Annotated in this window: 27 protein-coding genes; 9 read left to right on the top strand and 18 right to left on the bottom strand. The window is 69.5% G+C overall.

From position 1 onward, the window contains the following. Window positions 1-20 precede the first annotated feature (20 nt). The 4 genes from tsaE to glmS are packed head-to-tail and all read right to left on the bottom strand — an operon-like array spanning window position 21 to window position 3,887. On the bottom strand, window positions 21-554 hold the full coding sequence (tsaE, locus tag FHX33_RS19235; RefSeq protein ID WP_021764367.1) for a tRNA (adenosine(37)-N6)-threonylcarbamoyltransferase complex ATPase subunit type 1 TsaE: 534 nt from the start codon (window positions 552-554) through the stop codon (window positions 21-23). Beyond that, window positions 551-1,606 (bottom strand): alanine racemase, encoded by a 1,056-nt coding sequence (gene alr / locus FHX33_RS19230; RefSeq protein ID WP_183428896.1) that lies wholly within the window; start codon window positions 1,604-1,606, stop codon window positions 551-553. Before alr ends, tsaE begins: the two co-directional genes overlap by 4 nt. A gap of 56 nt (window positions 1,607-1,662) precedes the next feature. Beyond that, the gene (locus FHX33_RS19225) at window positions 1,663-2,019 is read right to left on the bottom strand and encodes a holo-ACP synthase (protein WP_021763741.1); all 357 of its coding nucleotides are present in this window, start codon (window positions 2,017-2,019) and stop codon (window positions 1,663-1,665) included. A gap of 17 nt (window positions 2,020-2,036) precedes the next feature. Continuing rightward, window positions 2,037-3,887: a glutamine--fructose-6-phosphate transaminase (isomerizing) gene (gene glmS, locus FHX33_RS19220; RefSeq protein ID WP_021763740.1), complete on the bottom strand. Its 1,851-nt coding sequence runs from the start codon at window positions 3,885-3,887 to the stop codon at window positions 2,037-2,039. Window positions 3,888-3,929: 42 nt separating this feature from the next. Between glmS and coaA the strand changes: the two genes are divergently transcribed. The 3 genes from coaA to FHX33_RS19205 all read left to right on the top strand — a co-directional run bounded on the left by coaA (window position 3,930) and on the right by FHX33_RS19205 (window position 5,693). Beyond that, entirely contained in the window at window positions 3,930-4,895 is a 966-nt protein-coding gene (gene coaA, locus FHX33_RS19215; protein ID WP_021763739.1) for a type I pantothenate kinase, read from the top strand. Window positions 4,896-4,985: 90 nt separating this feature from the next. Then, window positions 4,986-5,291, top strand: coding sequence for a helix-turn-helix domain-containing protein (locus FHX33_RS19210; RefSeq protein ID WP_021763738.1), 306 nt, complete (start codon window positions 4,986-4,988; stop codon window positions 5,289-5,291). 93 nt (window positions 5,292-5,384) lie between these two features. Further along, window positions 5,385-5,693: a helix-turn-helix domain-containing protein gene (locus FHX33_RS19205; RefSeq protein ID WP_021763737.1), complete on the top strand. Its 309-nt coding sequence runs from the start codon at window positions 5,385-5,387 to the stop codon at window positions 5,691-5,693. Between the two features lie 25 nt (window positions 5,694-5,718). Here FHX33_RS19205 and glmM read toward each other — a convergent pair whose 3' ends face one another. From glmM to rplM, 3 genes are read right to left on the bottom strand one after another with little or no spacing between them, the layout of a single operon-like run. Continuing rightward, window positions 5,719-7,080, bottom strand: a complete 1,362-nt coding sequence (glmM, locus tag FHX33_RS19200; RefSeq protein WP_021763736.1) for a phosphoglucosamine mutase — start codon at window positions 7,078-7,080, stop codon at window positions 5,719-5,721. A 26-nt stretch (window positions 7,081-7,106) separates the two neighbouring features. Next, the gene (rpsI, locus tag FHX33_RS19195; RefSeq protein WP_021763735.1) at window positions 7,107-7,604 is read right to left on the bottom strand and encodes a 30S ribosomal protein S9; all 498 of its coding nucleotides are present in this window, start codon (window positions 7,602-7,604) and stop codon (window positions 7,107-7,109) included. A gap of 48 nt (window positions 7,605-7,652) precedes the next feature. Continuing rightward, entirely contained in the window at window positions 7,653-8,099 is a 447-nt protein-coding gene (gene rplM / locus FHX33_RS19190) for a 50S ribosomal protein L13 (RefSeq protein ID WP_021763734.1), read from the bottom strand. Window positions 8,100-8,368: 269 nt separating this feature from the next. On the opposite strand from rplM, the gene FHX33_RS19185 reads away from it, so the two are divergent. Together FHX33_RS19185 and FHX33_RS19180 are read left to right on the top strand one after the other, a co-directional pair. Then, complete coding sequence (locus FHX33_RS19185) at window positions 8,369-9,571, top strand: sensor histidine kinase (RefSeq protein WP_021763733.1); 1,203 nt, start codon at window positions 8,369-8,371, stop codon at window positions 9,569-9,571. Further along, window positions 9,568-10,215, top strand: a complete 648-nt coding sequence (locus tag FHX33_RS19180) for a response regulator (RefSeq protein ID WP_021763732.1) — start codon at window positions 9,568-9,570, stop codon at window positions 10,213-10,215. The genes FHX33_RS19185 and FHX33_RS19180 overlap by 4 nt, the downstream gene beginning before the upstream one ends. 36 nt (window positions 10,216-10,251) lie before the next feature. Here FHX33_RS19180 and FHX33_RS19175 read toward each other — a convergent pair whose 3' ends face one another. After that, window positions 10,252-10,890, bottom strand: coding sequence for a hypothetical protein (locus FHX33_RS19175; protein WP_021763731.1), 639 nt, complete (start codon window positions 10,888-10,890; stop codon window positions 10,252-10,254). Further along, entirely contained in the window at window positions 10,891-11,442 is a 552-nt protein-coding gene (locus tag FHX33_RS19170) for a hypothetical protein (RefSeq protein ID WP_155829052.1), read from the bottom strand. Window positions 11,443-12,251: 809 nt separating this feature from the next. Between FHX33_RS19170 and FHX33_RS19165 the strand changes: the two genes are divergently transcribed. The 3 genes from FHX33_RS19165 to FHX33_RS19155 are packed head-to-tail and all read left to right on the top strand — an operon-like array spanning window position 12,252 to window position 15,647. After that, window positions 12,252-13,427 carry an acylneuraminate cytidylyltransferase gene (locus FHX33_RS19165; protein ID WP_021763729.1) on the top strand — a complete coding sequence of 392 codons (1,176 nt, stop codon included), beginning with the start codon at window positions 12,252-12,254 and terminating at the stop codon, window positions 13,425-13,427. After that, window positions 13,424-14,296 (top strand): N-acetylneuraminate synthase family protein, encoded by an 873-nt coding sequence (locus FHX33_RS19160; protein WP_021763728.1) that lies wholly within the window; start codon window positions 13,424-13,426, stop codon window positions 14,294-14,296. The genes FHX33_RS19165 and FHX33_RS19160 overlap by 4 nt, the downstream gene beginning before the upstream one ends. 1 nt (window position 14,297) lies before the next feature. After that, window positions 14,298-15,647 (top strand): DUF6716 putative glycosyltransferase, encoded by a 1,350-nt coding sequence (locus FHX33_RS19155; protein WP_183428867.1) that lies wholly within the window; start codon window positions 14,298-14,300, stop codon window positions 15,645-15,647. Here the strand turns inward: FHX33_RS19155 and truA are convergent. Continuing rightward, a complete protein-coding gene (gene truA / locus FHX33_RS19150) occupies window positions 15,547-16,413 on the bottom strand; it encodes a tRNA pseudouridine(38-40) synthase TruA (RefSeq protein ID WP_021759535.1) in 867 nt (288 codons plus the stop codon). The two genes, FHX33_RS19155 and truA, sit on opposite strands and share 101 nt — an antisense overlap. 137 nt (window positions 16,414-16,550) lie before the next feature. On the opposite strand from truA, the gene FHX33_RS19145 reads away from it, so the two are divergent. Beyond that, the gene (locus FHX33_RS19145) at window positions 16,551-18,506 is read left to right on the top strand and encodes an acyltransferase family protein (protein WP_248616228.1); all 1,956 of its coding nucleotides are present in this window, start codon (window positions 16,551-16,553) and stop codon (window positions 18,504-18,506) included. A gap of 6 nt (window positions 18,507-18,512) precedes the next feature. Here the strand turns inward: FHX33_RS19145 and FHX33_RS19140 are convergent, their stop codons facing one another. The 8 genes from FHX33_RS19140 to map form a co-directional block, all read right to left on the bottom strand. Beyond that, window positions 18,513-19,556 (bottom strand): GNAT family N-acetyltransferase, encoded by a 1,044-nt coding sequence (locus tag FHX33_RS19140; RefSeq protein WP_021759539.1) that lies wholly within the window; start codon window positions 19,554-19,556, stop codon window positions 18,513-18,515. 74 nt (window positions 19,557-19,630) lie between these two features. Continuing rightward, on the bottom strand, window positions 19,631-20,182 hold the full coding sequence (rplQ, locus tag FHX33_RS19135; RefSeq protein ID WP_039921398.1) for a 50S ribosomal protein L17: 552 nt from the start codon (window positions 20,180-20,182) through the stop codon (window positions 19,631-19,633). Window positions 20,183-20,237: 55 nt separating this feature from the next. Next, window positions 20,238-21,233 (bottom strand): DNA-directed RNA polymerase subunit alpha, encoded by a 996-nt coding sequence (locus FHX33_RS19130; protein ID WP_021759543.1) that lies wholly within the window; start codon window positions 21,231-21,233, stop codon window positions 20,238-20,240. A gap of 120 nt (window positions 21,234-21,353) precedes the next feature. Then, window positions 21,354-21,752 carry a 30S ribosomal protein S11 gene (gene rpsK, locus FHX33_RS19125; RefSeq protein ID WP_018191944.1) on the bottom strand — a complete coding sequence of 133 codons (399 nt, stop codon included), beginning with the start codon at window positions 21,750-21,752 and terminating at the stop codon, window positions 21,354-21,356. 37 nt (window positions 21,753-21,789) lie between these two features. Then, complete coding sequence (rpsM, locus tag FHX33_RS19120; RefSeq protein ID WP_021759547.1) at window positions 21,790-22,164, bottom strand: 30S ribosomal protein S13; 375 nt, start codon at window positions 22,162-22,164, stop codon at window positions 21,790-21,792. A gap of 138 nt (window positions 22,165-22,302) precedes the next feature. Beyond that, window positions 22,303-22,416, bottom strand: a complete 114-nt coding sequence (gene rpmJ / locus FHX33_RS19115; protein WP_021759549.1) for a 50S ribosomal protein L36 — start codon at window positions 22,414-22,416, stop codon at window positions 22,303-22,305. Between the two features lie 78 nt (window positions 22,417-22,494). Beyond that, on the bottom strand, window positions 22,495-22,716 hold the full coding sequence (gene infA, locus FHX33_RS19110; protein WP_021759551.1) for a translation initiation factor IF-1: 222 nt from the start codon (window positions 22,714-22,716) through the stop codon (window positions 22,495-22,497). 161 nt (window positions 22,717-22,877) lie between these two features. Continuing rightward, entirely contained in the window at window positions 22,878-23,708 is an 831-nt protein-coding gene (map, locus tag FHX33_RS19105) for a type I methionyl aminopeptidase (RefSeq protein WP_021759553.1), read from the bottom strand. Between the last annotated feature and the right edge of the window lie 7 nt (window positions 23,709-23,715).

The raw sequence follows: 23,715 nt of genomic DNA, 5'->3' as shown, positions 1-23,715 counted from the left end.
CTAGGCGTCCTGCGCCCGCGTCACGCCGTCCAGCGCGGGCCGAACCCGGTGATACGGACGGTGCGAGGCTCGTCGGCATCGAGTTCGTCGTCGTCGAGTTCGTCGTCCTCGTCGTCCGTCGCGTCGACGTCCGACGCGCCCGCGCCGGTCGGCCGCTCGATGACGACCTCCAGCCACGATTCGGCGACGCCGTCGAGCATCCCGCTCCCCCACTCCACGACGACGACCGACCCGGCGAAGTCGATGTCGAGGTCGTCGAGCTCGAGCGCGCTCGACAACCGGTAGGCATCGACGTGGACGAGCGGTACGCCGCCGATCAGGCTGGGGTGCGTGCGGGCGAGCACGAAGGTCGGACTCGTGACGGGCCCGCGGACGTGGAGGCCTTCGCCGATCCCGCGGGTGAGCGTGGTCTTCCCGGCGCCGAGCGGTCCGGTCAGCACCAGGAGGTCACCCGGGCGCAGGATGGACGCCAGCTCGACGCCGAGCGCGTGCATCGCCTCCCGCGTCGCGACGACCCGCGTCGCGGGCGGCTCGACGGATTCGGCGACGGTCATCGTCCGCCCCGGAAGGTGCGCCGGACGCGGCCGTCGAGCCGGGTCACGATCTCCCAGCTGATGGTGCCGCACGCGTCGGCCCAGTCGTAGGCCGACGGGACGCCGGTCGCAGGATCCCCGAACAGCACGACCTCGTCGCCGACCGCGACCTCCAGGTCGCCGACGTCGACGACGAACTGATCCATCGCGACGCGGCCCGAGATGGTGAACGGACGCCCGGCGATCGCGACCGGCGCGACGTTCGAGGCGCTGCGCGGGATGCCTTCGGCATACCCGAGGGGGACGAGGGCGAGCGTGGTCTCGCGCTCCGTGCGATACGTGTAGTCGTAGGAGACGCCCTTGCCCGCGGGGACGCGACGCACGGCCGCGACCCGGCCGCGCACGGTCATCACGGGGCGGAGCCCGAGCGACCGCCCGGACTCGGCGCCGTAGGGCGAGAGGCCGTAGATCGACAGGCCGAGCCGCACGAGGTCGTAGCGGGACTCCGGGAGGGCGATCGCGGCGGCGCTGGCCGCGATGTGGCGCAGCTCCGGCTCGACGCCCGCCGCGGCGGCGCGGGCCAGGCCGCGCTCGAACACCGCGATCGCGGCGCGGTCGTCGTCGTCGGAGGCGTTGGACAGGTGGCTGAAGATGCCGCGGACGCGGATCACGCCCTCCTCCTCCAGCTCGTGCGCGCGCGTGAAGACCGCGTCCCACTCCTCCTCCGCGACGCCGTTGCGGCTGAGGCCGGTCTCGACCTTGATGTGCACGGCGAGCGGAGCGACGGTCCGAGCGGCGTCGGCCGCGACCTCCAACTGCGCCAGCGAGGAGATCCCCACATCCACGCCCGCGTCGGCCGCCAGGCGGAAGTCTTCATCGGGATCGTGCAGCCACGCCAGCACGGGCGCATCGATCCCCGCGTCGCGCAGCTGCAGTGCCTCGGTGAGGTCGGCCACGCCCAGCCAGTCCGCGCCGCCCGCGAGGGCCGCCCGGGCCGATGCGACAGCGCCGTGCCCGTACGCGTTCGCCTTGACCACCGCCATGACGTGCGGTGTGCCGACGTGCACGCGCATCCGCTCGACGTTCGCGGTCAGCGCGTCGAGGTCGACCTCGAGCTCACGGAACGCGCTCACGAGGCCGTCTCCGCGATGACGAACGCCGTCGCGATCCCGGCGTCGTGCGACATCGACACGTGGATGTGCGCGATCCCGCGCTCGCGCACCTGGCGCTCGACCACGTTGTGCAGCACGAATCCCGGGTTCCTCTCCTCGTCGGGCACGATCTCCATGTCGTGCCAGCGCACGCCCTCGGAGCCGCCCAGCGCCTTGATCAGCGCTTCTTTCGCAGCGAAGCGGGCCGCGAGCGAGTGCACGGGGAGCCCGCGCTCCGCCTCGGTGAAGAGGCGTTCGCGCAGCTTCGGCGTGCGCTCGAGCGACCGCGCGAACCGCGCCAGGTCGACGACGTCGACACCGATGCCGGCGATCACGTTGCGACCGCTTCCGCTTACTCGACCGTGACGGACTTGGCGAGGTTGCGCGGCTGGTCGACGTCCAGCCCCTTCGCCGCCGACAGCTCCATCGCGAAGATCTGCAGGGGCACCACCGCGAGCAGCGGCTCGAAGAGCGGCGCGGCCAGCGGGATGCGGATGACCTCGTCGGCGAACGGCAGCACGGCCGCGTCGCCCGCCTCGGCGATCGCGATGACGCGAGCGCCGCGGGCGCGGATCTCCTGGATGTTGGAGACGACCTTCTTGTGCAGCTCGTCCGACCAGCGCGGGCTCGGGACCACGACGAACACCGGCTGCCCCGGCTCGATCAGCGCGATCGGACCGTGCTTCAGTTCACCGGCGGCGAAGCCCTCGGCATGGATGTACGCGAGCTCCTTGAGCTTGAGCGCGCCCTCGAGGGCGATCGGGTAGCCGACGTGGCGACCGAGGAAGAGCACGGAACGGGTGTCCGACATCCAGCGCGCGAGCTGCGCGATGGTCTCGTGGGACTCGAGGACCGTGGCGATCTTCTCGGGGACCGCGCCCAGCTCCTCCACGGCGTCGCGCTGCTGCGCGTCGGAGAGGGTGCCGCGCACGCGCGCCAGGTGCAGGCCGAAGAGGTAGAGGGCCGTGATCTGCGCGACGAACGCTTTGGTCGACGCGACGGCGACCTCCGGGCCGGCATGCGTGTAGAGGGCGGCGTCGGACTCGCGCGGGATGGTCGCACCCTGCGTGTTGCAGACGGAGATGGCCTTGGCTCCCGCCTCACGGGCGTACTTCACCGCCATGAGGGTGTCCATGGTCTCGCCGGACTGGCTGATCGAGATGATCAGGGTGCCGTCGGTGATGACCGGCTCGCGGTAGCGGAACTCGTGGCTGAGCTCGACGGTGACGGGCACGCGCGCCCACTTCTCGATCGCGTAGGAGCCGACGAGGCCGGCGTACGCAGCCGTGCCGCAGGCCACGACGGTGATGCGGTCGATGCCGGTGAAGAAGTCGTCGCCGAGGGCGTCGAGCTCCGGGATGTGCACCTCGCCGTCGACGACGCGTCCGCGCAGCGTGTTGGCGACGGCGTCCGGCTCCTCGGCGATCTCCTTCGCCATGAACGAGGACCAGCCGCCCTTCTCGGCGGCGGAGGCGTCCCAGGCGACCTCGAACGGCTCGACCTCGACCGGGGCACCGGCGAAGTCGGTCACGGTGACGGCGTCGGGGGTGATCGTGACGATCTGGTCCTGGCCGATCGCCATCGCGCGGCGGGTGTGCTCCACGAACGCGGCGACGTCCGAGCCGAGGAAGTTCTCCCCGTCGCCCAGACCGATCACCAGCGGGGAGTTGCGGCGCGCACCGACGACGACATGCGGCTGGTCCTTGTGCAGGGCGAGGAGGGTGAACGCACCCTCGAGCCGCGACACGACGCGCTGGAAGGCCTGGCCCAGGTCACCGGTCGCCCGGTACTCGCGCCCGAGCAGCACGGCCGCGACCTCGGTGTCGGTCTCGGATTCGAACTCGAAGCCGTCGGCGAGCAGCTCGTCCTTGAGGGTCGCGAAGTTCTCGATGATGCCGTTGTGGATGACGGCGAGCTTGCCGTCGTCACCCAGGTGCGGGTGCGCGTTGCGATCGGTCGGTCCGCCGTGGGTCGCCCAGCGGGTGTGGCCGATGCCCGTGCTGCCGTTCGGGATGGGGTGCGCCTCGAGGTCGCCGGCGAGGACCGCCAGCTTGCCGGCCTTCTTGGCCGTGCCCAGACGTCCGTCCGGGCCGATGACGGCGATGCCGGCGGAGTCGTATCCGCGGTACTCCAGACGCTTGAGACCGCCGAGAAGCACCTCGAGGCTCTTATCGGTACCGACGTACCCCACGATTCCACACATGGACCCGATTCTAACCTGGGGCACGGCCTAGACTTGTCGCCTATGCGTGACAACGGCGCCGGTCGCGGCGAACCCACAGGCGGCGACTCCAGCACCCCCTTCGTCGAGTTGGACCGGGCCGATTGGGCCGAGCTCGCGCAGAACACGCAGCTTCCGTTGAAGGAGACCGAGATCGTGCAGCTGCGCGGTCTGGGCGACCCGCTCGACATGCGCGAGGTCGAGCAGGTCTACCTCCCGCTCAGCCGGCTCCTCAACCTCTACGTCGGCGGCGCGCGGCAGCTGCACCGGGTGACGAGCGACTTCCTCGGCGAGCGCTCGCAGCGCACGCCGTTCGTGATCGGGGTGGCGGGCTCCGTCGCGGTGGGCAAGTCGACCATCGCCCGCCTGCTCCGGGAACTCCTCTCCCGCTGGGAGGACACTCCGCGGGTCGAGCTCGTCACGACCGACGGATTCCTGCTGCCGAACGCCGAGCTCGAACGCCGGGGACTGATGGAGCGCAAGGGATTCCCGGAGTCGTACGACCGCCGCTCGCTCCTGCGGTTCGTGACCGAGATCAAGAGCGGTGCGCCCGAGGTGCGCGCGCCCTTCTACTCGCACCTCAGCTACGACATCGTCCCGGACGCGGAGGTCGTCGTGCGCCGACCGGACGTGCTGATCGTCGAAGGACTGAACGTCCTCCAACCGGCGGGTGGCGGCAACAGGCTCGCGGTGAGCGACCTGTTCGACTTCAGCGTCTACGTCGACGCACGCACCCGCGACATCGCCCGCTGGTACCAGGAGCGCTTCCTCAAGCTGCAGCGGGGCGCGTTCGCCAACCCGCAGTCGTACTTCCACCGCTTCGCCGACCTCACCGAGGAGGAGGCGCGGGCTCGTGCCTCCTCGATCTGGTCGCGGATCAACGAGCCGAACCTCCTCCAGAACATCCGGCCGACGCGCTCGCGGGCCAAGCTCGTGCTCCGCAAGGACGCCGACCACACGGTGAGTTCCGTCCTGCTCCGCAAACTCTGACCACGTGCCTGAGGCCCATGGCCCTCAGGCTCTCGAGGCTGACGTGCGGGCACTCTGGTCAGCCAGGGTCGGGTCGCGTAGTCATGAGGTATGGCAGCACCTCGATCACAGGCCGCCCGTCTTTTCGGCGAGCGCGTCCGCGCGGCACGACTCGCGCTCGGCCTGAGCCAGGAGGACATCGCGAACCTCGCCGAGATGCACGTCACCAACTACGGGCGGATCGAGCGCGGCGAAGCCAACTCCGAGCTGCACACCATCGTCCGGCTCGCCACGGCGCTCGACTCCGATCCCGCAGTCCTGCTGGCCGGGCTGTACGGCGACGGGATGCTGCCCGAGCGCGAGCGCGCCTACTCGGTCGCGGACTTCATCGCCGCGCGCCGGGCGCAGGAAAGCTGACCGCGTCGGCATTCGGGCATGAATGCCTCATGCCCACAGGCCTGGCGCGTCCATCCACTGGTCTGCAAGATCAGGGGAGCGGATGCTGAGAGCATGTCACGCGCGCGCTCCGAGGCCTCCCGCGTCTTCGGCGAGCGTCTGCGAGCGCGGCGACTCGAGCTCGGCTGCTCGCAGTACGACATCGCGCACCTGAGCGGCGTGGATCTCGCCAATTACGGGCGCCTCGAGCGCGGTGGCGGCAACCCGACACTGACGACCATCGTCCAGCTCGCGATGACGATGTCGCTCGACCCGGCCGCCCTCATGGCCGGACTCGCCGAGGAGGGGATGCTCCCCGAGAAGGACCGGCCGTACTCGGCGCTCGACTACATCGCCGCACGGCGGCAGCAGGACGGCCGCTGACGCGATCCGTCGTCGGCGGGTCCGATCAGACCGTGAGGCGGTCGCGCACGACGTCGGCGAGCTCGTTCGCCAGGCGCTCGGCGGTCGGCTGGTCGGCCGCCTCCACCATCACGCGCACCAGCGGCTCGGTGCCCGACGGGCGCAGCAGCACGCGGCCGCTCTCCCCCAGGGTCTGCTCGACCGACGCGACGGCGGCGCGCAGCTCTTCGTCGGTGTGGACGGCGTGGTGGTCCACACCCTTCACGTTGATCATCACCTGCGGGTAGATCGTCATGGCCTTCGCCAGCTCCGAGAGCGGCTTGCCCTGGCGCGCCATCTCGCTGAGGATGTGGAGGCCGGTGAGGATGCCGTCGCCGGTGGTGGCGAACTCGCTCATGATGACGTGGCCCGACTGCTCGCCGCCGAGGGAGTAGCCGTTCTTGTTCATCTCCTCGAGCACGTAGCGGTCACCGACCGCGGTCTCGACGACCCGGATGCCGGCGTCGCGCATCGCGAGCTTCAGCCCGAGGTTGCTCATGACGGTGGCGACGAGGGTGTCGTCCTTGAGCTTGCCGCGCTCCTTCATGCCGAGCGCGAGGATCGCCATGATCTGGTCGCCGTCGACCACGTTGCCGTCGGCGTCGATCGCGAGGCAGCGGTCGGCGTCGCCGTCGTGGGCGATGCCGACGTCGGCACCGGCCGCGAGGACCGCCTTGGCGAGGTTGTCGAGGTGGGTGGAGCCGACACCGTCGTTGATGTTCATGCCGTCCGGGGAGTCCCCGATGACGGTGACGCGAGCGCCCGCGTCGGTGAAGACCTCGGGCGAGATGCCGGCGGCGGCGCCGTGCGCGCAGTCGAGCACGACGTGGATGCCGTCGAGGCGGTGCGGGAGGCTGCCGAGCAGGTGGACCACGTACCGGTCCTCCGCGTCGGCGAAGCGGCGGATGCGGCCGACGCCGGCGCCCGTGGGCGTCAGCTTCTCGAGGCCCAGGTGCTCCTCGATGCGGTTCTCGACCTGGTCGGGGAGCTTGGTGCCACCACGAGCGAAGATCTTGATGCCGTTGTCCGGGGCCGGATTGTGCGAGGCCGAGACCATCACACCGAAGTCCGCGTCGAAGTCGGCGATGAGGAAGGCCGTGGCGGGCGTCGGGATGACACCCGCGTCGAACACGTCGATGCCAGAACTGGCGAGGCCCGCGGCGACCGCCGCAGACAGGAATTCGCCCGAGACGCGAGGGTCGCGGGCGACGATCGCCGTCGGCCGTTTGCCGGCGGCACGCCGCTCCTCGGCGCTGCGGCCTCGCGTCAGGACAGCAGCTGCTGCCTGAGCGAGGCCGAGCGCGAGGTCGGCGGTGAGGCTACCGTTGGCGAGTCCACGGACTCCATCGGTTCCGAAAAGACGTGGCATATCGGCAGCCTAAACGCTCGGAGTCGTTAGCGCTTGGAGAACTGCGACGCCTTGCGGGCCTTCTTGAGACCAGCCTTCTTGCGCTCGGTGACGCGGGCGTCACGAGTGAGGAAGCCGGCCTTCTTCAGGTTCGGACGGTTGTTCTCGCGGTCGATCTCGTTGAGAGCGCGCGCGATGGCCAGACGCAGGGCGCCGGCCTGACCCGAGGGGCCGCCGCCGGTGATGCGTGCGACGACGTCGTAGGAGCCGAGCAGGTCGAGAACCTTGAACGGGTCGTTGATCAGCTGCTGGTGCAGCTTGTTCGGGAAGTAGTCGGCGAACGCACGGCCGTTGACCGTGATGGTGCCGGAACCGGGGACCAGGCGCGCACGCGCGATGGCCTCCTTGCGTCGGCCGACGGCCGCGCCCGGAACGGAGAGGACGGCGCGCGGGGCGGCCGGGGCCTCAGTGGCCGGGGTCTCGGTCGAGTAGGACTCGACGTTCTCGGCCGGGGCCGACTCGATGCTGTCTGCGATCTTCGCCACGATGGTGATAATCCTTTGTCTCTGTCAGTCGTGAAGGTCTGGAATCGCCTACTGGGCGACCTGGCCGAGCGTGTACTGCTTCGGCTGCTGGGCGGCGTGCGGGTGCTCGTTTCCGGTGTAGACCTTCAGCTTGCGGAGCTGGGCGCGACCGATGGAGTTCTTCGGGAGCATGCCGCGGACGGCCTTCTCGACGGCGCGGATCGGGTTCTTCTCCAGGAGCTCGGAGTAGGTGGTGGCCTTGAGGCCGCCCGGGTAGCCCGAGTGGCGGTACGCCTTCTTCTGCTCGGCCTTCTGGCCGGTCAGGGCGACCTTGTCCGCGTTGATGATGATGACGAAGTCGCCCGAGTCCAGGTGGGGGGCGAACGTCGCCTTGTGCTTGCCGCGCAGGAGGGCGGCGGTGTGGCTGGCGAGACGGCCGAGCACGACGTCGGTCGCGTCGATGACGACCCAGTCGCGCTGGATCTCGTCTGCCTTCGGGGAATAAGTGCGCGTCACAGTAGTGGCTGCTTTCTGTATCGAACGGAGGAGTTCGTGAATCCCACTCCGATGGGGGTTCTCGTCTCGATGAGAGTCGAACCGTGCCGGTGGAGGGCTCACGTTCGCATGCCGCACCGCAGGAGGCGCGGACACCAAAAGTCAATACTACGCGACACGCCCGGATGCGGTCAAACCGGTGCGCCTTCTGGGCTGCACCGTTCCGCCCTGGGGAGGATTTCGGGCGGTATCGCTCGTCGGGACGCGCCACCGATCCTAGGTTGAGGAGCATGAAGAACGTCATCGTCTCCGCACGGCCGCTGTTCGAGCCTGTGATCGGGATGGTCTGGTTCGCCCTGTGGGCAGTGGGCGAAGTCGGCCGGAACCCGATCGCGGGAGACGAGCCGGCAGCGGTGCTGTTCTGGGCCGTGCTGCTCCTCCAGTCGCTCGCCATCGCGCTCTCCCGGCTACTGCCTCTGACCGCGCTCGCACTGGGCGCGTCGGCGCTCGCGGTGCAGTTCATCCCGCCCATCACTGCTTTCGATCCGGCACTCTACGTCGGCAACGTCATCGTCGTCGTCGTGACCGCGGCGACTCTGCCCGGCAAGCGTCGCCTGTTCCCGCTCGCCTATGCTCTCGGCGGAGGCGCGCTGATCGCCTGGATGCTGTGCTGGGGGTACGGCGTCGATCGGGCGGATCCGGCCATGCGCCCCGTCCTTCTCGTCAGCCTGCCGCTCGCCGGCCTCGCGTCGTGGTCCGTCGGCATCCTGATCGGCGCACGCCGGAGGATCGCCGCGCAGGAGAGGGCCCTCGCCGCGGCGCGGGAGGACGTGCTCCGGGCCGAGACCGAGACGATCGTCGCCGGCGAGCGCGAGCGGATCGCTCAGGATGTGCACGACATCATGGCGCACTCCCTCTCGGTCATCCTGGCGCAGGCGGACGGCTCTCGCGCCCTGTCCGGGGAACGGCCCGAGGCGATGGCGCAATCGCTCGAGACCATCGCCATGTCGGCGCGCTCCTCCCTCACCGAGGTGCGGATGCTGATCGAGACGCTCGTGGCCGAGCCCGACGGTCGGGCCACGCCCGCGGTCGGCGACATCGACGCCCTGGTCGAACGGATGCGCGATGCCGGTCTGTCCACCGAGGTGGAGCGGTTCGCGGAGCCCGCCGGCCTGACCCCGGCGCAAGAGCTCGCCGTCTACCGGATCGTGCAGGAGGCGCTCACGAACGCGCTGAAGCACGGCGGCTCGGGCGCGAGCGCGCGCGTCGTGCTCGACGCCCGGGGCGGGGGGATGATGGTCTCCGTCGCGTCGACCGGCGGCGAGTATGCCGACGCGGCCGCGCCGGAATCCGGGAGCGGCCGCGGAGTGCACGGGATGCGTGAGCGGGCGCGCCTCGCGGGCGGCTGGCTCGACGCCGGACCCGATGAGGAGGAGGGCGGCGGTTTCCTCGTCACCGCCTTCATCCCCGCGGCGCAGGCGGTGCTCGCGTGAGCATCCGTGTCGCCGTCGTCGACGATCAGCCCCTCTTCTGCTCGGGCATCGGGATGCTGCTGGAGTCGCAACCCGACCTGGAGTTCGCGGGTGCGGCGCACGACGGCGAGGCCGGCGTCGCGCTGACCGTGCGGGAACGCCCGGACGTCGTCCTGATGGACCTGCGCATGCCGCTGCTCGACGGCATCGGCGCCACCGCGCGCATCCGCTCGACGCTCACCGGCGACGATGCGCCCCGGATCATCGTGCTCACGACGTTCGAGCGCGACGAGGCAGTGGCCCGCGCGATGCGTGCCGGCGCCGATGGCTTCGTCATGAAGGACACGACGCCCGACTTCCTTCTCGCGGCCATCCGCACCGTGCACGCCGGGCACTCCGTGATCGCACCGAAAGAGACGGCCGCACTGTTCGGCGGCGAGCGCGTCCGACCGCCGCGAACCGAGAGGATCGCGGCCCTCTCCGCGCGAGAGAAGGAGGTCTTCCTCCTCGCCGCGCGCGGGCTGAGCAACGCGGAGGCCGGTCAGGTCGCGTTCATCTCGGAGACCACCGTGAAGAGCCACATGCGCAGCATCCTGCAGAAGCTGGGGCTGGCATCGCGCGTGCAGCTGGTCGCGTTCGCCTACGAGAACGGACTCGTGCGCTGACGTCCACCTGAGCGTCCTCGACGCTGGACGAGCCGGTCAGTTGCGGCGGTCTTCGGCGGCCGGGACGCTGTCGGCGGAGGCGCGGGCGACCTCCAGGAGTGGTGAGTCGTGAATCGCCCGGATGGTTGCGGAACTGGCCCCGACGTAGACGCTACGGGCATAGATGTCGTTCCCGACCGCCCACGCACCGTCCCGGGGACGCCAGTTCATGGGTCGGCGGCCGTGTTGCGGCTGCACCGCGGCGGTGATGGGACCGGAGAAGACAGCAAGATCCGTCCGGTGTCCCGCCCGGATCACCGGAGCGCTGTCGAGCGACTCGACCTCGGCGTATCCGGTCCAGAGGAGGAACGCGCATTCGTCCGGCGTCGTGGTGTGCCGGCCGAGGACGCTGGCGAGTCGAACCGCAACATCGATGTCGAGGTCGCCCATGGTCGGCTCATCGAGCACCGGGTCGACCTGGAGGTCGCTCCATTGCGTGTCGACTGTGACAACCGTCGCCGGAGTGCCGGCTCGTGCCCAGCTTCGGGAGTCGGCGCCTGGGGGCGCCGTCGGATCGTGCGCGGGGTTAAAGACGCGAATGTAGCTCTCGAAATCTCCGAGGAGATCGCGAAGCGTTCCATCGAAGCTGATGCCGCTGAAAGAGCCGACTGCCCAGGCTGAGTCCGCCGTCGACACTCAATCCTCACCGCCTTGAATCAGCCGAACTCCCCAGGACGCGCTATCAAGCGTTAAACCGGCGCTCGCTGGGCTCTCGTCCCAATATCCCACGTGGACGACAACGATCCTGGCGTGGTCCGGCAGAGTCGGCCGCATTTGGATCGACACGGTGGCGATGCTGGTTCGACACGGATCGTCGGGGTGAAGACAATCGAGTTCGTGGGCGTCGGAGTCGGTCGGTGCCCCGCTGAGCGGGTCGAGGTTCGAAAACGATGTGATCACGAGTTGTGAGGGGCGCGCCGAGCTTCCGAGGACTATCAACGGAGTGTTCCCCGGAACGAGAATGTCCTGGAGGTTCACATCGTTCTGGTCAGCCGCTGCTTGAAACTTCTGTGGCTTGCCTCCGATTACCCATTCATAGCTTGCCGGCGCGATTTTCACGTCGTTGATCGCAAGAGACGGCACGGTCGATGGCGCCGGCTCCTTTCTACTGAGCCGTTCACCGGAATCCGTCGCCAGCCCGCCGGTGCATCCGCAGAGGGTGGAAGCAACACAGACGGTGGCTGCCACCCTCGTGGCTTGGCGAATACGCCACCTTCGGCACACCGAATTCCTAACAGGCGAAGCGATTTTCGGCTCCACTAGTCTCCGCCGTATATACCCCGGACGCTTCTCGAGAGTAGTGAGACGAGATTCCTCGATAGTTCTGGCTTCCCCATCCTCCACAGGCCCAGTGGGGATGAGCATCTTGCGAGTTGTTGGAATTCGCACGGCTCGAGCTGTCAGTCTGCACGGTTTCCCAGTAGAGCCACCCTTGCTTCTGTAGAGCAGTGGTGACTCCGAGGGCGGACACGATGCCGCCGCTGCACGTCGTGCGACCATGCACGGAAGCTTCTCGATTGCTCCAATGCGCAGTATCGGTCTTTCCTACGCAGCCCGCTGGGCTGAATCCTGCTCTGCTCCCGCCCGAAGGCACCAATTGTGCACTCGGATGCGACGGTAGCCCCATCTCAGTCGAGGTCGGGACTGGGGCTTTCGGAGGACTTTCCGGATCCGCCGGCCAAGCATCTGCGGCGGCGGCCGGACCACCAAGTGCCAACACCATCACGAGAGCAATCGATGAGGCTGTCCCGGTGATTCGAGCTGATCGGTTCATCGTTGAATCCCTTCAGTAAGTCGATCGGTGTGGGAATTTAAATCGAGAATATAAGATTTTCCATTCATAATCTACCCTCAACAGCGAGGGCATCGCGCGTGCTCTCCGATGCGGGAGGCTCCACCTGAGCGTCCTCGAACGTTCCTGAACGGTTCCACAGCCGGTCGTCCGGCGTTCCCGTCCCGTCCCTCGCCCGGCCATGCGGCGTCCGTAGCGTGCCGGCATGCACTCCCCCGTCCGCGTGGTCGCGGTGATCCCCGCCCGTGCCGGCTCGAAGGGCATCCCGGGCAAGAACCTGGCGCCCGTCGCGGGTCGCAGCCTGGTCGCCCGGGCCGTTCACGCCGCTCTCGCCGCCGAGCTCGTCGACGCGGTCTACGTGAGCACCGACGGCGAGCGCATCGCGGCCGAAGCGACCGCCGCGGGTGCTCGGACGATCGAGCGGCCCGCGGATCTGTCCGGGGACGAGGCGTCGTCGGAGGCCGCCCTGCTTCACGCACTCGGCGTGCTCGCCGCCGACGGGGTGCGGCCGGAGGTGCTCCTCTTCGTGCAGGCGACCTCCCCCTTCATCGTTCCCGCTGATCTGGACGCCGCCGTGATGCGGGTGCTCGAGGGCAGCGCCGATGTCGTGTTCTCCGCGACGGCTTCGCACGCCTTCCTCTGGCGCGTCGGGGACGACGGATCCGCGGTCGCCGTCAATCACGACGCGCGCGTCCGTCCGCGCCGGCAGGACCGTGCCCCGGAGTTCCGCGAGACCGGAGCCTTCTACGCGCTGCGCGCCGACGGCTTCCGGCAGTACCGCCACCGTTTCTTCGGGCGCGTGGAGATCGCGGAGGTCGATCCGCGCGGCGCGATCGACATCGACGACCCGTCCGACCTCGCGGCCGCGGCCGCCCTGGTTCCGTTGCTCGACACGAGCGCCCCCGACATCGACGTGGATGCCGTGGTCACCGACTTCGACGGCGTGCACACCGACGATCGCGCGAGCATCGCGACCGACGGCGCCGAGACGGTCGTCGTCAACCGGCGCGACGGGATGGGCGTGCGGATGCTCCGGGAGGCCGGCGTTCCGCTTCTCATCCTCTCCACCGAGACGAACCCGGTCGTGGCCGCCCGCGCCGCCAAGCTGCGGGTCGACGTACTGCACGGCATCGACGACAAGGCCGCGGCCCTGCGCACCTGGTCGACACGGACCGGCATCCCCCTCGACCGGGTCGCCTACCTCGGCAACGACGTGAACGACCTCGGAGCGCTCGGCGTCGTGGGCTGGCCCGTCGCGGTCGCCGACGCCCACCCCGCCGTCCTCGCCGCCGCCCGGCTCGTGCTCACGCGCCGCGGCGGCGACGGTGCCGTGCGCGAACTCGCAGACCTCGTCCTCACCCAACGGAACGGAGCATCATGACCGTGCAGATCGGCCGCTCGCACATCGGCGACGGCAACCCCGCCTACCTGATCGGCGAGATCGGACTCAACCACAACGGCGACGTCGAGATCGCCAAGCAGCTCATCGACGTGGCCGCCGACGCCGGCATGCAGGCGGTGAAGTTCCAGAAGCGCACGCCCGCGATCTCCACTCCCGAGCACATGAAGTCCGTCCCCCGCAGCACCCCGTGGGGCGACATGACCTACCTGGAGTACCGCTACCGCGTCGAGTTCGACCGCGACCAGTACATCGAGGTGGGCGACTACGCGACCATGCGCGGGCTCGACTGGTTCGCCTCACCCTGGGACGAGCCGGCGGTCGACTTCCTCGAGGATCTCAACGTCGTCGCCTACAAGATCGCGTCGGCGTCGGTCACCGATCTCGGGCTCCTGGGTGCGGTCGCCGCGACCGGCAAGCCCGTCATCCTCTCGACCGGGATGTCGACCCTCGATCAGATCGACCGCGCGGTCGACGCACTCGCCACCGACCGTCTCGTCATCCTGCACGCGACCTCCACCTACCCGCTCCCGGCGGAGGAGGCCAACCTGCGCACGATCGGCACGCTCGCGGCCCGCTACCCCGGCATCCCGATCGGCTACTCGGGGCACGAGCCCGGACTGCAGATCTCTCTGGCGGCGGTCGCGCTCGGCGCCTCGGCGGTCGAACGCCACATCACCCTGGACCGGACCATGTGGGGTTCCGACCACGCGGCGTCGCTGGAGCCGCACGGCGTGAAGACGCTCGCCCGCGACATCCGCATCATCGAGACGGCCCTCGGCGACGGCGTGAAGCGCGTCTTCCCGGGCGAGCTCGCCCCGCTCTCCAAGCTGCGCCGGGTGGGTGCGTGAGGTGACGCGGCGCGTCCTCGGCGTCGTCGACACGGACTCGTTCGCCAAGTGGGGGGCGCACCTGCTGTCGGCGGCTCCCCCGGACTGGCGGCTGGAGCTCGTCACCATCGCCACACCGACGGCGGCGAGCCGCGATCAGCTGCGCGCAGCGTTCCACGGGCTCGACGAACGACTCGAGCACCTCGCCGCCGACCCGCCGGAACCGATCAGCGTCGACGCCGTCGTGGAGCGCGTCCGTGCCGACCCGCCGGACGCCGTCCTGGTCGCGACGCTCGGTCCGGTCGCCGAACTCCTCATCGACCAGCTCCACCGGCGGGTGCGCCGGCGCCCCGTGATCCTCACCGGGCTGCCCGGCATCTCCTACCCGGCGAAGTGGAAGGGCTTGTTCCTGCGCGCGCGGGCGGACCTGTTCGTGCTGCACAGCCGGCGGGAGGTGCGCGAGTACGCCGCGCTCGCGACCGAGGGCGGAGTGGAGCCGCACTTCGCGCTGGCGACCCTGCCGTTCCTGCGCGCCGCCCCCTCCGCAACCCCGACCCGCACGACCGAACCGCTGCACCGCGATGCCGTCGTCTTCGCCGCGCAGCCGAGCGTCCCGTCCGCCGAGGAGGACCGCCGCGCTCTCGTCGGCTGGCTGGCCGACGCGGCCGCTGCGCACCCGGAGTGGCGCGTCGTCATCAAGACGCGCGCCGTGCGCGGCGAGCAGCAGACGCACCGCGAGACGTATCCCTACGCCGACCTCCTCCCGAACGACGCCCCCGCGAACCTGACGGTCGAGACGGGTCCGATGGATGCTCATCTCGACCGCGCGCTGGCGCTCGTCACCGTGAGCTCCACCGCGATGATCGAGGCCGTCGGACGAGGCGTCCCCGCGCTGACCCTCACCGACTTCGGCGTCTCCCGAGGACTGATCAACGAGGTCTTCGCGGGCAGCGGCACCGAGGGGACGGCAGCCGACCTGATCGCCGGACGCTTCGGGTCCGTGCGGCCGGAATGGCGCGACGACAACTACTTCCACCCGGCCGCCGACGACGACTGGGCGGTGCGCGCCGACACGTTCATGACCGCCCGGGATGCGGGCCTCCTCCCGGACCGGCCGGCAGCCCGCCGCAGTCGTGGCGGAGCGCTCCGGCGGGCCTGGGAGCGCAAGGTCGCCCTCGGTGCGCACGACCGCAGCGTGCTCGGCGGGGTGGCGCTCGTCATCGGCACCCCCATCCGCTCGGGCAAGCGGGTGCTCCGGCGGATGCGGCGGCTCAGAGCGAGCGCAGAGCCCGGGTCTGCTCCGCGCGCAGCGACAGCTCCGCCGCTTCCGGGTAGCCGACCTCCAGCAGTGTCAGACCGCGCGCGGGCATGACCTTGAACGCGTTGGTACGGCGCTGGTCGTCCCGGAGGGCGATCAGGTCGCCCGGTTCGAGTTTGCCCTCGCCGACCTCCACGCACCCTCCCACGAGCGCGCGGACCATGCTGTGGCAGAAGGCATCGGCGACGACCTCCCCCGCGAGCACCCCGTCCGCCTCCCTCCGCCAGGAGAACGCCTGGAGGGTGCGGATCGTCGTGGCGCCCTCCCTCGCCTTGCAGTAGCTCGCGAAATCGTGGAGGCCGAGCAGCCCGTGCGCCGCCATGTCCATCCGCGTGTGGTCGAGCTCCGACGACACCCAGGCGATGCGATGACGCTGGAGCGGGTCGCGGAAGGCGTGGCGATCGGCGACGCGGTACTCGTACCGGCGCCACACAGCCGAGAAGCGCGCGTCGAAGCCCGGGAGCGCCTCGCTCGCCTCACGCACGATGACGTCCGCCACCGGGCCGAGCACGCCGTTCAGCCGACGGGCGAGCGCCTCGTGCACCGGCAGCGGAGGGCGCTTGCCGTGGGGCCGCCGCAGCAGCGCGACCTGCGGCACGGTGAGGTCCACGTGGGCGACCTGACCGAGTGCGTGGACGCCCGCGTCGGTGCGGCCCGCGACGGTGAGCGTGGGCGGGTCGCCCGCCCGGCGGAAGATGGTCGCGAGGGCGTCCTCGAGCACGCCCTGCACCGTGCGGAGTCCGGGCTGTCGCCCCCAGCCGTTGAAGTCGGTGCCCTGATAGGCGATGTCGAGCCGGTAGCGCGTCACCACGTCGGTCATCCCTCGATTCTATGGAGCGATCGGAGGGTCGGGCGCGCCGCCCCGGGTGAGCCGACTGTCAGCCGCGATTGCTATCGTGGGCGCTTCCGTGCCCGCTGCGGCGCGGCCTCACCCGCACCCGCCCGCCGACTGCCTCTGTGACTGAATTGCCTCTCCTCACCGTCCAGCCCGCCGTGACCGTCGATCGTCCGGCCGCGCCCGTCTCGGGCCCCTCGCCGTCCCTGCCGGTGCGGTACGCGGGTCTCGACGGGCTGCGTGCCTTCGCGGTCGCCGTCGTGATGATCTACCACCTGTTCCCCGGCGTCCTGCCCGGCGGTTTCATCGGCGTCGACGTGTTCTTCGTGATCAGCGGGTTCCTCATCACGAGCCTGCTCGTGCGGGAGCGCCGCACGACCGACCGCATCGATCTGCGGCGGTTCTGGGTACGACGCGCGCGGCGCCTCCTTCCCGCCATCGCACTGCTGGTGATCGTGTGCTCCACGGTCGCCCTGGCGCTCGGCGGCGACGTGCTGGTCGGCCTGCCGCGACAGATCCTCGGAGCCTTCACCTTCAGCGCCAACTGGCTCTCGATCGCGGCCGACTCCAGCTACTTCGCCCAGGGCGCGCCGGAGCTGTTCCGCAACCTCTGGTCCCTGGCGGTCGAGGAGCAGTTCTACCTGGTCTGGCCGTTGATCCTGCTGGCCCTGGCTCTGATCCGCCACTGGTGGGCGCGGTTCGCGATCGTGCTGGCAGCGGCCGCCGCCTCGGCGATCTGGATGGCCGTGCTCTACGTGCCCGGCGAGGACCCCACGCGCGTCTACTTCGGCTCGGACACCCACAGCTTCGGGCTCGCCCTCGGCGCGGCCCTGGCTCTCCTGGTGGTGCGGATGCGCCCGCTCGACCTCGACGCGGGCGAGAGCGCCCTGCAGACGTTCGTGCGACGCGGCCTGGGGCCCCTGGGCGCGCTCTCCGTCCTGGGACTGGTCGTGTGCGCCTACGCGATGACCTCCGATGCGGACTTCACCTACCGCGGCGGGCTGGCGCTGGTCAGCGTTCTCAGCGCGGTCGCGATCTGGGCGGCCATCGTGCCACGCTCCTCCCTCGGCCGCACCCTCGATCTCGCGCCGCTACGGTTCGTCGGAGCGCGTTCGTACGGTCTTTACCTCTGGCACTGGCCCGTGTTCGTGCTCGCGTGCGCCTTCGTGCCCGACGAGAACGAGCCGATCGCGGCGGTCCTCGTGGGCGTCGGGTCGCTCGCGGTCACCGGCGCTGCAGCCCTCTTGTCGTACCGGTACCTCGAGCAGCCGATCCGGAAGCATGGCCTGCTGGGCGCGCTGCGTCGCGCCCGCGTCCGGATGCAGGGCTCCCGGCCGACCCGGATCGCCGGAATCGCCGGAACGGCTGTCGCCGGCCTCCTGGTCGCGGGCACCGTCGCGGCGATGGCACTGGCCCCGGCCGCCACCAGCGCCCAGCGGATGATCGAGCAGGGTGCCGCGTCCCTCGACGGACCCGGGCACGGCGCCTCCCCGAGCGCCCCGCCCACCCACCTGCGCATCCCGCCCGACCCGCATCCCATCGCGAAGGGTCCCGACATCTCCGCCTTCGGCGACTCGGTGATGCTCGCCTCCGCGCCGGCCCTCCAAGAGACCTACCCCGGGATCGCGGTCGACGCGGTGGTGTCGCGGCAGATGAGCAAGGCTCCAGAGGTGATCGCGGGGGCGGCCGCCTCCGGCGGGCTGCGGGATGTCGTCGTGCTCGGCCTCGGCACCAACGGGTCGATCTCTGCCACCACGCTCGACGCGGTCCTCGACGCGATCGGCCCGCGCCGCCACCTCGTGCTCGTGAACGTCCAGGCGCCTCGGTCGTGGGCGGACGGCGTCAACGCCACGCTCGACCGATACGCCGCCGACCATCCCGGTCGCGTCGTCGTCGCCGACTGGAAGGGTGCCATCGCGGGCCACCTCGACCTGCTCGCCGACGACCAGATCCACCCCGGGCACCGCGGCGGCCTCCTCTACGCCGAAGCGCTCGGCGACGCGCTCCACACACTGGCCGAGCGCTCCACCGTGCGGCCGGCGAATCCCTGGGACAAAGCCGGCCCGCGGCCGCAGTAGCGGCCCTCAGTAGGCGCGCACCAACCCTGTCTCACGCGTCGCCGTCACGAAGCCCAGCCGCGTGTAGAGACCGAGCGCGCCGGTGGGGTTCTCCGCGTCGACGTCGAGCGTCACCTTCTCCCATCCGAGATCGGCACACGCCGCGAGCGTCGCCGACAGCAGCGCCGGAGCGATCCGCTGCCCGCGGTGCGCCCGGGTCGTGCCGAGCATCGCCACGTAGGCCCCGCTGAAGCCCTGCGCGGTCCAGTCCTCCTCGTTCACCTGAGTCAGCACGCACCCCGCGACATGCTCCCCCTCGGCTCCCGGCGCGAGGGCCACGAACGACAGGTCGGGGCGGAAGGTCCCGCCGATGAACGACTCCCACTGCTCGTCGCTCATCGGTTGGCTGCCCCAGTGGTCACGGAACGCCTCGTCGCGCGCGCTGTGTACCGCGTCCGCGAGCTCGGGCGTGTACGGCACGATGCGCACGTCGCCGACCGGCACCACGTCGGGCACCGGCTCGGCGAGATCGCGCTCGAGACCGAGGAAGTAGCGCACCGGGTCGAGCCCGGCGGAGCGCAGGAGGCGCTCCCGATGCGGAGCGCGCTCGTCCGCGTATCCGACCAGCCACCCCGGAAGCCGCGCGTCCAGCGCCGCCAGCTTCTGCTCGCCTCGAGCCAGCTGCCACGCCAGCAGCTCGCGGCCGATCCCGCGACCGGTGAACTCCGGATGCACGCCGCCGTTCAGGAACTCGCGCACCAGCGTCTCCTTGCGCGGCGGCTCGAACACGATGCCCACCGCGACGACCCGCCCGTCCGCCGTCTCGGCGAGCAGCGAGTCCTTCTCCAGATCCACGAAGCTATAGCCGAGATCCTCGGCGACCTCGTCGCGCGTGGTGATGTAGTTCGGGTGGTCGACGGCATCCATCGCCTTCACGACCTCCCACACCGCGTCCACGTCCTCCGGCGTCGCCGCGCGCCACCGGGTGATCAGCGGATGCCGCGGCCTATAGGTCGGCGGCGCCGTCACACGGTCGGACAGCGGTGGCAGGGTCTGGTCGTTCTGCTCCATTCCGCCAGCCTACGCAACGCAGAAGGCCCCGCATCCGAATGGATGCGGGGCCTTCTGAACAGGATGCGAGGGCGTTACGCCTTCTCGGCCTCCGCCTCGGCGGTGGTCTCGTCGGCGCTGACCTCGGCGTCGCCGGTCGACTCCTCGACGACCTCGGCCTCAGCGGCCGTGGTGTCCTCGGTGGTCTCCTCAGCCGGGGTCTCCTCGACCGGAGCGGCCTTGGGGGCGGCGGCCTTCGAGGACTTGGCCGGCTTGGCCTTCGGGGTGACGGGCTCGAGCACGAGCTCGATCTGCGCCATCGGCGCGTTGTCACCCTTGCGGTAGCCGAGCTTCGTGATGCGGGTGTAGCCGCCCTCACGCTCAGCGACCAGCGGCGCGATCTCGGTGAAGAGCTCGTGGACCACGGACTTGTCGCCGATCACGGCGAGCACGCGACGGCGGGCGTGCAGGTCGCCGCGCTTCGCGAACGTGATCAGACGCTCGGCGTAGGGACGCAGACGCTTCGCCTTGGTCTCGGTGGTCTTGATGCTCTTGTGCGTGAACAGCGCGGCAGCCAGGTTGGCGAGCATGAGGCGCTCGTGCGCGGGACCGCCTCCGAGGCGGGGGCCCTTGGTGGGCTTAGGCATGATCGGTTATCTCCAGTTGTGAAACGTCGAAAGGCTTGTCGGGAACGACGAGGCCTCAGATGGTGGTCTCGTCCTCTTCGTACCCGCTGTAGAAGTGGGCACCGTCGAACCCGGGAACCGAGTCCTTCAGCGACAGACCCATCTCCGTCAGCTTGTCCTTGACCTCATCCACCGACTTCTGACCGAAGTTGCGGATGTTCATGAGCTGCGTCTCCGACAGCGAGACGAGCTCGCTCACGGTGTTGATGCCCTCGCGCTTGAGGCAGTTGTACGAACGGACCGACAGGTCGAGGTCCTCGATGGGCATCGAGAGCTCGGAGCTGAGGACCTGGTCGACCGGCGCGGGGCCGATCTCGATGCCCTCGGCGGCGCTGTTGAGCTCGCGCGCCAGACCGAACAGCTCGACCAGCGTGCGGCCGGCCGACGCGATCGCGTCACGCGGGGTGATCGCGGGCTTGCTCTCGACGTCGACCACGAGGCGGTCGAAGTCGGTGCGCTCGCCGGCACGGGTGGCCTCGACGCGGTAGGTGACCTTCAGGACCGGGGAGTAGATCGAGTCGATCGGGATCTGGCCCGCCTCGCTGTACTCGTTGCGGTTCTGCTGGGCCGACACGTAGCCGCGGCCGCGCTCGATGGTGAGCTCGACCTCGAACTTCGCCTTGTCGTTGAGGGTCGCGATGACCAGCTCGGGGTTGTGGATCTCCACACCGGCCGGAGCCGAGATGTCCGCCGCGGTGACCTGGCCGGAGCCGGTCTTGCGCAGGTAGGCGGTGATCGGCTCGTCGTGCTCGCTCGACACCACGAGACCCTTGATGTTCAGGATGATCTCGGTGACGTCTTCCTTCACACCCGGGACGGTGCTGAACTCGTGCAGCACGCCGTCGATGCGGATGCTGGTGACAGCGGCACCGGGGATGGACGAGAGCAGGGTGCGGCGAAGCGAGTTGCCGAGGGTGTATCCGAAGCCGGGCTCCAGGGGCTCGATGACGAACCGCGAGCGGAACTCGGAGATGTTCTCTTCGGTGAGCGTAGGACGCTGTGCAATGAGCACTGTTGATTCCTTTCGGCTAAGTGTCCGCTATATGACACTTGCGTTGAGTGAGGTGGGGTTCGTCACGCCGACAGGCGGCGGCCCGGTCGGACCGCCGCCTGACGGGCGACGTGAAGAGAACTAGACGCGGCGACGCTTGGGCGGGCGGCAACCGTTGTGCGCCTGCGGCGTGACGTCGTTGATCGAGCCCACCTCGAGGCCAGCGGCCTGGAGCGAGCGGATCGCCGTCTCGCGTCCCGAGCCCGGGCCCTTGACGAAGACGTCGACCTTCTTCATCCCGTGCTCCTGCGCCTGGCGGGCGGCCGACTCGGCGGCCAGCTGCGCGGCGAACGGGGTCGACTTGCGCGAGCCCTTGAACCCGACGCCGCCGGACGAAGCCCAGCTGATGACCGCACCGGTGGTGTCGGTGATCGAGACGATCGTGTTGTTGAAGGTGCTCTTGATGTGGGCCTGGCCCACAGCGATGTTCTTCTTTTCCTTTTTGCGCGGCTTGCGAGCGGCCGACTTGGGTGCTGCCATTTTTTCTCCTGAATCCTAGAGCTGCGGGCCGCGGGCCTTAGCGCGCCTTCTTCTTGCCGGCCACGGTGCGCTTCGGGCCCTTGCGGGTACGAGCGTTCGTCTTGGTGCGCTGGCCGCGGACCGGGAGGCCCTTGCGGTGGCGGATACCCTCGTAGCTGCCGATCTCGACCTTGCGGCGGATGTCGGCGGCGACCTCGCGGCGGAGGTCACCCTCCACCTTGTAGTTGCCCTCGATGTAGTCGCGGAGTGCGACGAGCTGCTCGTCGGTCAGGTCCTTGACGCGGATGTCGCCCGAGATCTCGGTCTCGGCGAGCGTCTTGAGCGCACGCGTGCGCCCGACGCCGTAGATGTAGGTGAGTGCGACCTCCACGCGCTTCTCGCGCGGGATGTCGACGCCTGCTAGACGTGCCATGTGTTGGCTTCTCCTGTGATGAGTGGAGGTCTGCAGCGATCCCGGTGCCCCGGCCTCCTCCGAGGGTGTCCCCCGCACCGGCTCGCGGTGTGGGATCTGGGATCGCCTGTATTCGTTATTCGGTTATGCGAGCTGCGATCAGCCCTGGCGCTGCTTGTGGCGCGGGTTCTCGCAGATGACCATGACCCGTCCGTTGCGACGGATGACCTTGCACTTGTCGCAGATCTTCTTGACGGAAGGCTTGACCTTCATGTTTCTTTACCTTTGTTCGCTGTCCTCGTACTCCACCAGGGGCTACCCGATGGTGGAGCCGTTACTTACAGCAGACCCTTACTTGTAGCGGTAGACGATCCGGCCGCGGGTCAGATCGTAAGGACTCAGCTCCACGATCACGCGGTCCTCGGGGAGGATGCGGATGTAGTGCTGACGCATCTTGCCGGAGATGTGGGCAAGAACCTTGTGGCCGTTGGTCAGCTCGACGCGGAACATCGCGTTGGGCAGCGCTTCGACAACAGATCCTTCGATCTCGATGACACCGTCTTTTTTGGCCATAGCCTCACTGTCGCTAAAAGTAGTGGTTTGCTGGTCGTGCGTTGAATGGAGTCAGGCATGCAAAAAACGTGCCCAAGACACCAAGGATCAATCTTATGGGATGAGCGCCCGTTTCGCCAACTCTGGGCTATCATCTGCGCCCGCTCTGAGCGAACGCCGGGTCACGCGATGGGCGTAGGCGTGATGCCGAACGGAGCGAGGCCGGCTGCGCCGCCGTCCGCCGCCGTGAGCACCCAGATGCCGCCCGCGTGGACGGCGACGCTGTGCTCCCAGTGGGCGGCAGCGGTCCCGTCCTCGGTGGCGACGGTCCAGCCGTCGTCCTTCACGTACGTCTCCTGGTCGCCCAGCACCACCATCGGCTCGATGGCGACGACGAGTCCGGGCTTGACCTCCGGACCCTTCGCGCGGACGCGGTAGTTGAAGACGGGCGGATCCTCGTGCATCCGGCGCCCGATCCCGTGGCCGATGTAGTCGGTGAGGATCCCGTAATCGCCCTGCGAGACGATGTAGTCCTCGACGGCCTCGCCGACCTCGTTCAGGTACCGCGCAGTCGCGAGCCGGGCGATGCCGTGCCACAGCGACTGCTCGGTGACGTCGGAGAGGGTCTGGCGCTCGGCCACGACCTGCGGGCGGGTGGGATCCGGGATGACGAACGTCCGAGCCGAATCGCCGTTCCAACCGTCGAGGATGGCACCGCTGTCGACCGACACGATGTCACCCGGCTGCAGCACGCGCGCCCCGGGGATGCCGTGCACGACCTCGTCGTTGACCGAGGCGCAGATCGTGTGGTGGTAGCCCTGCTCGAGCTTGAAGTTCGGCTTTCCGCCGGCGGCCTCGATCGCCTGCTCGGCGAGGGCGTCCAGCTCCAGCGTGGTGACGCCGGCGGCCACTGCGGCTGCGACGGCGTCCAGAGACGCGGACGTCGCCCGGCCCGGCGCCACCATCAGGCGGAGCTGGGCGGGCGACTTGTAGAGCGACCGCTTGAAGACCATCGGTGGA

Origin of the sequence: Leifsonia aquatica (assembly GCF_014190775.1) — a bacterium.
Lineage (GTDB): Bacteria > Actinomycetota > Actinomycetes > Actinomycetales > Microbacteriaceae > Leifsonia > Leifsonia aquatica.
The sequence above is the reverse complement of the archived record's forward strand: the minus strand, read 5'-3'. Positions and strand labels throughout refer to the sequence as shown.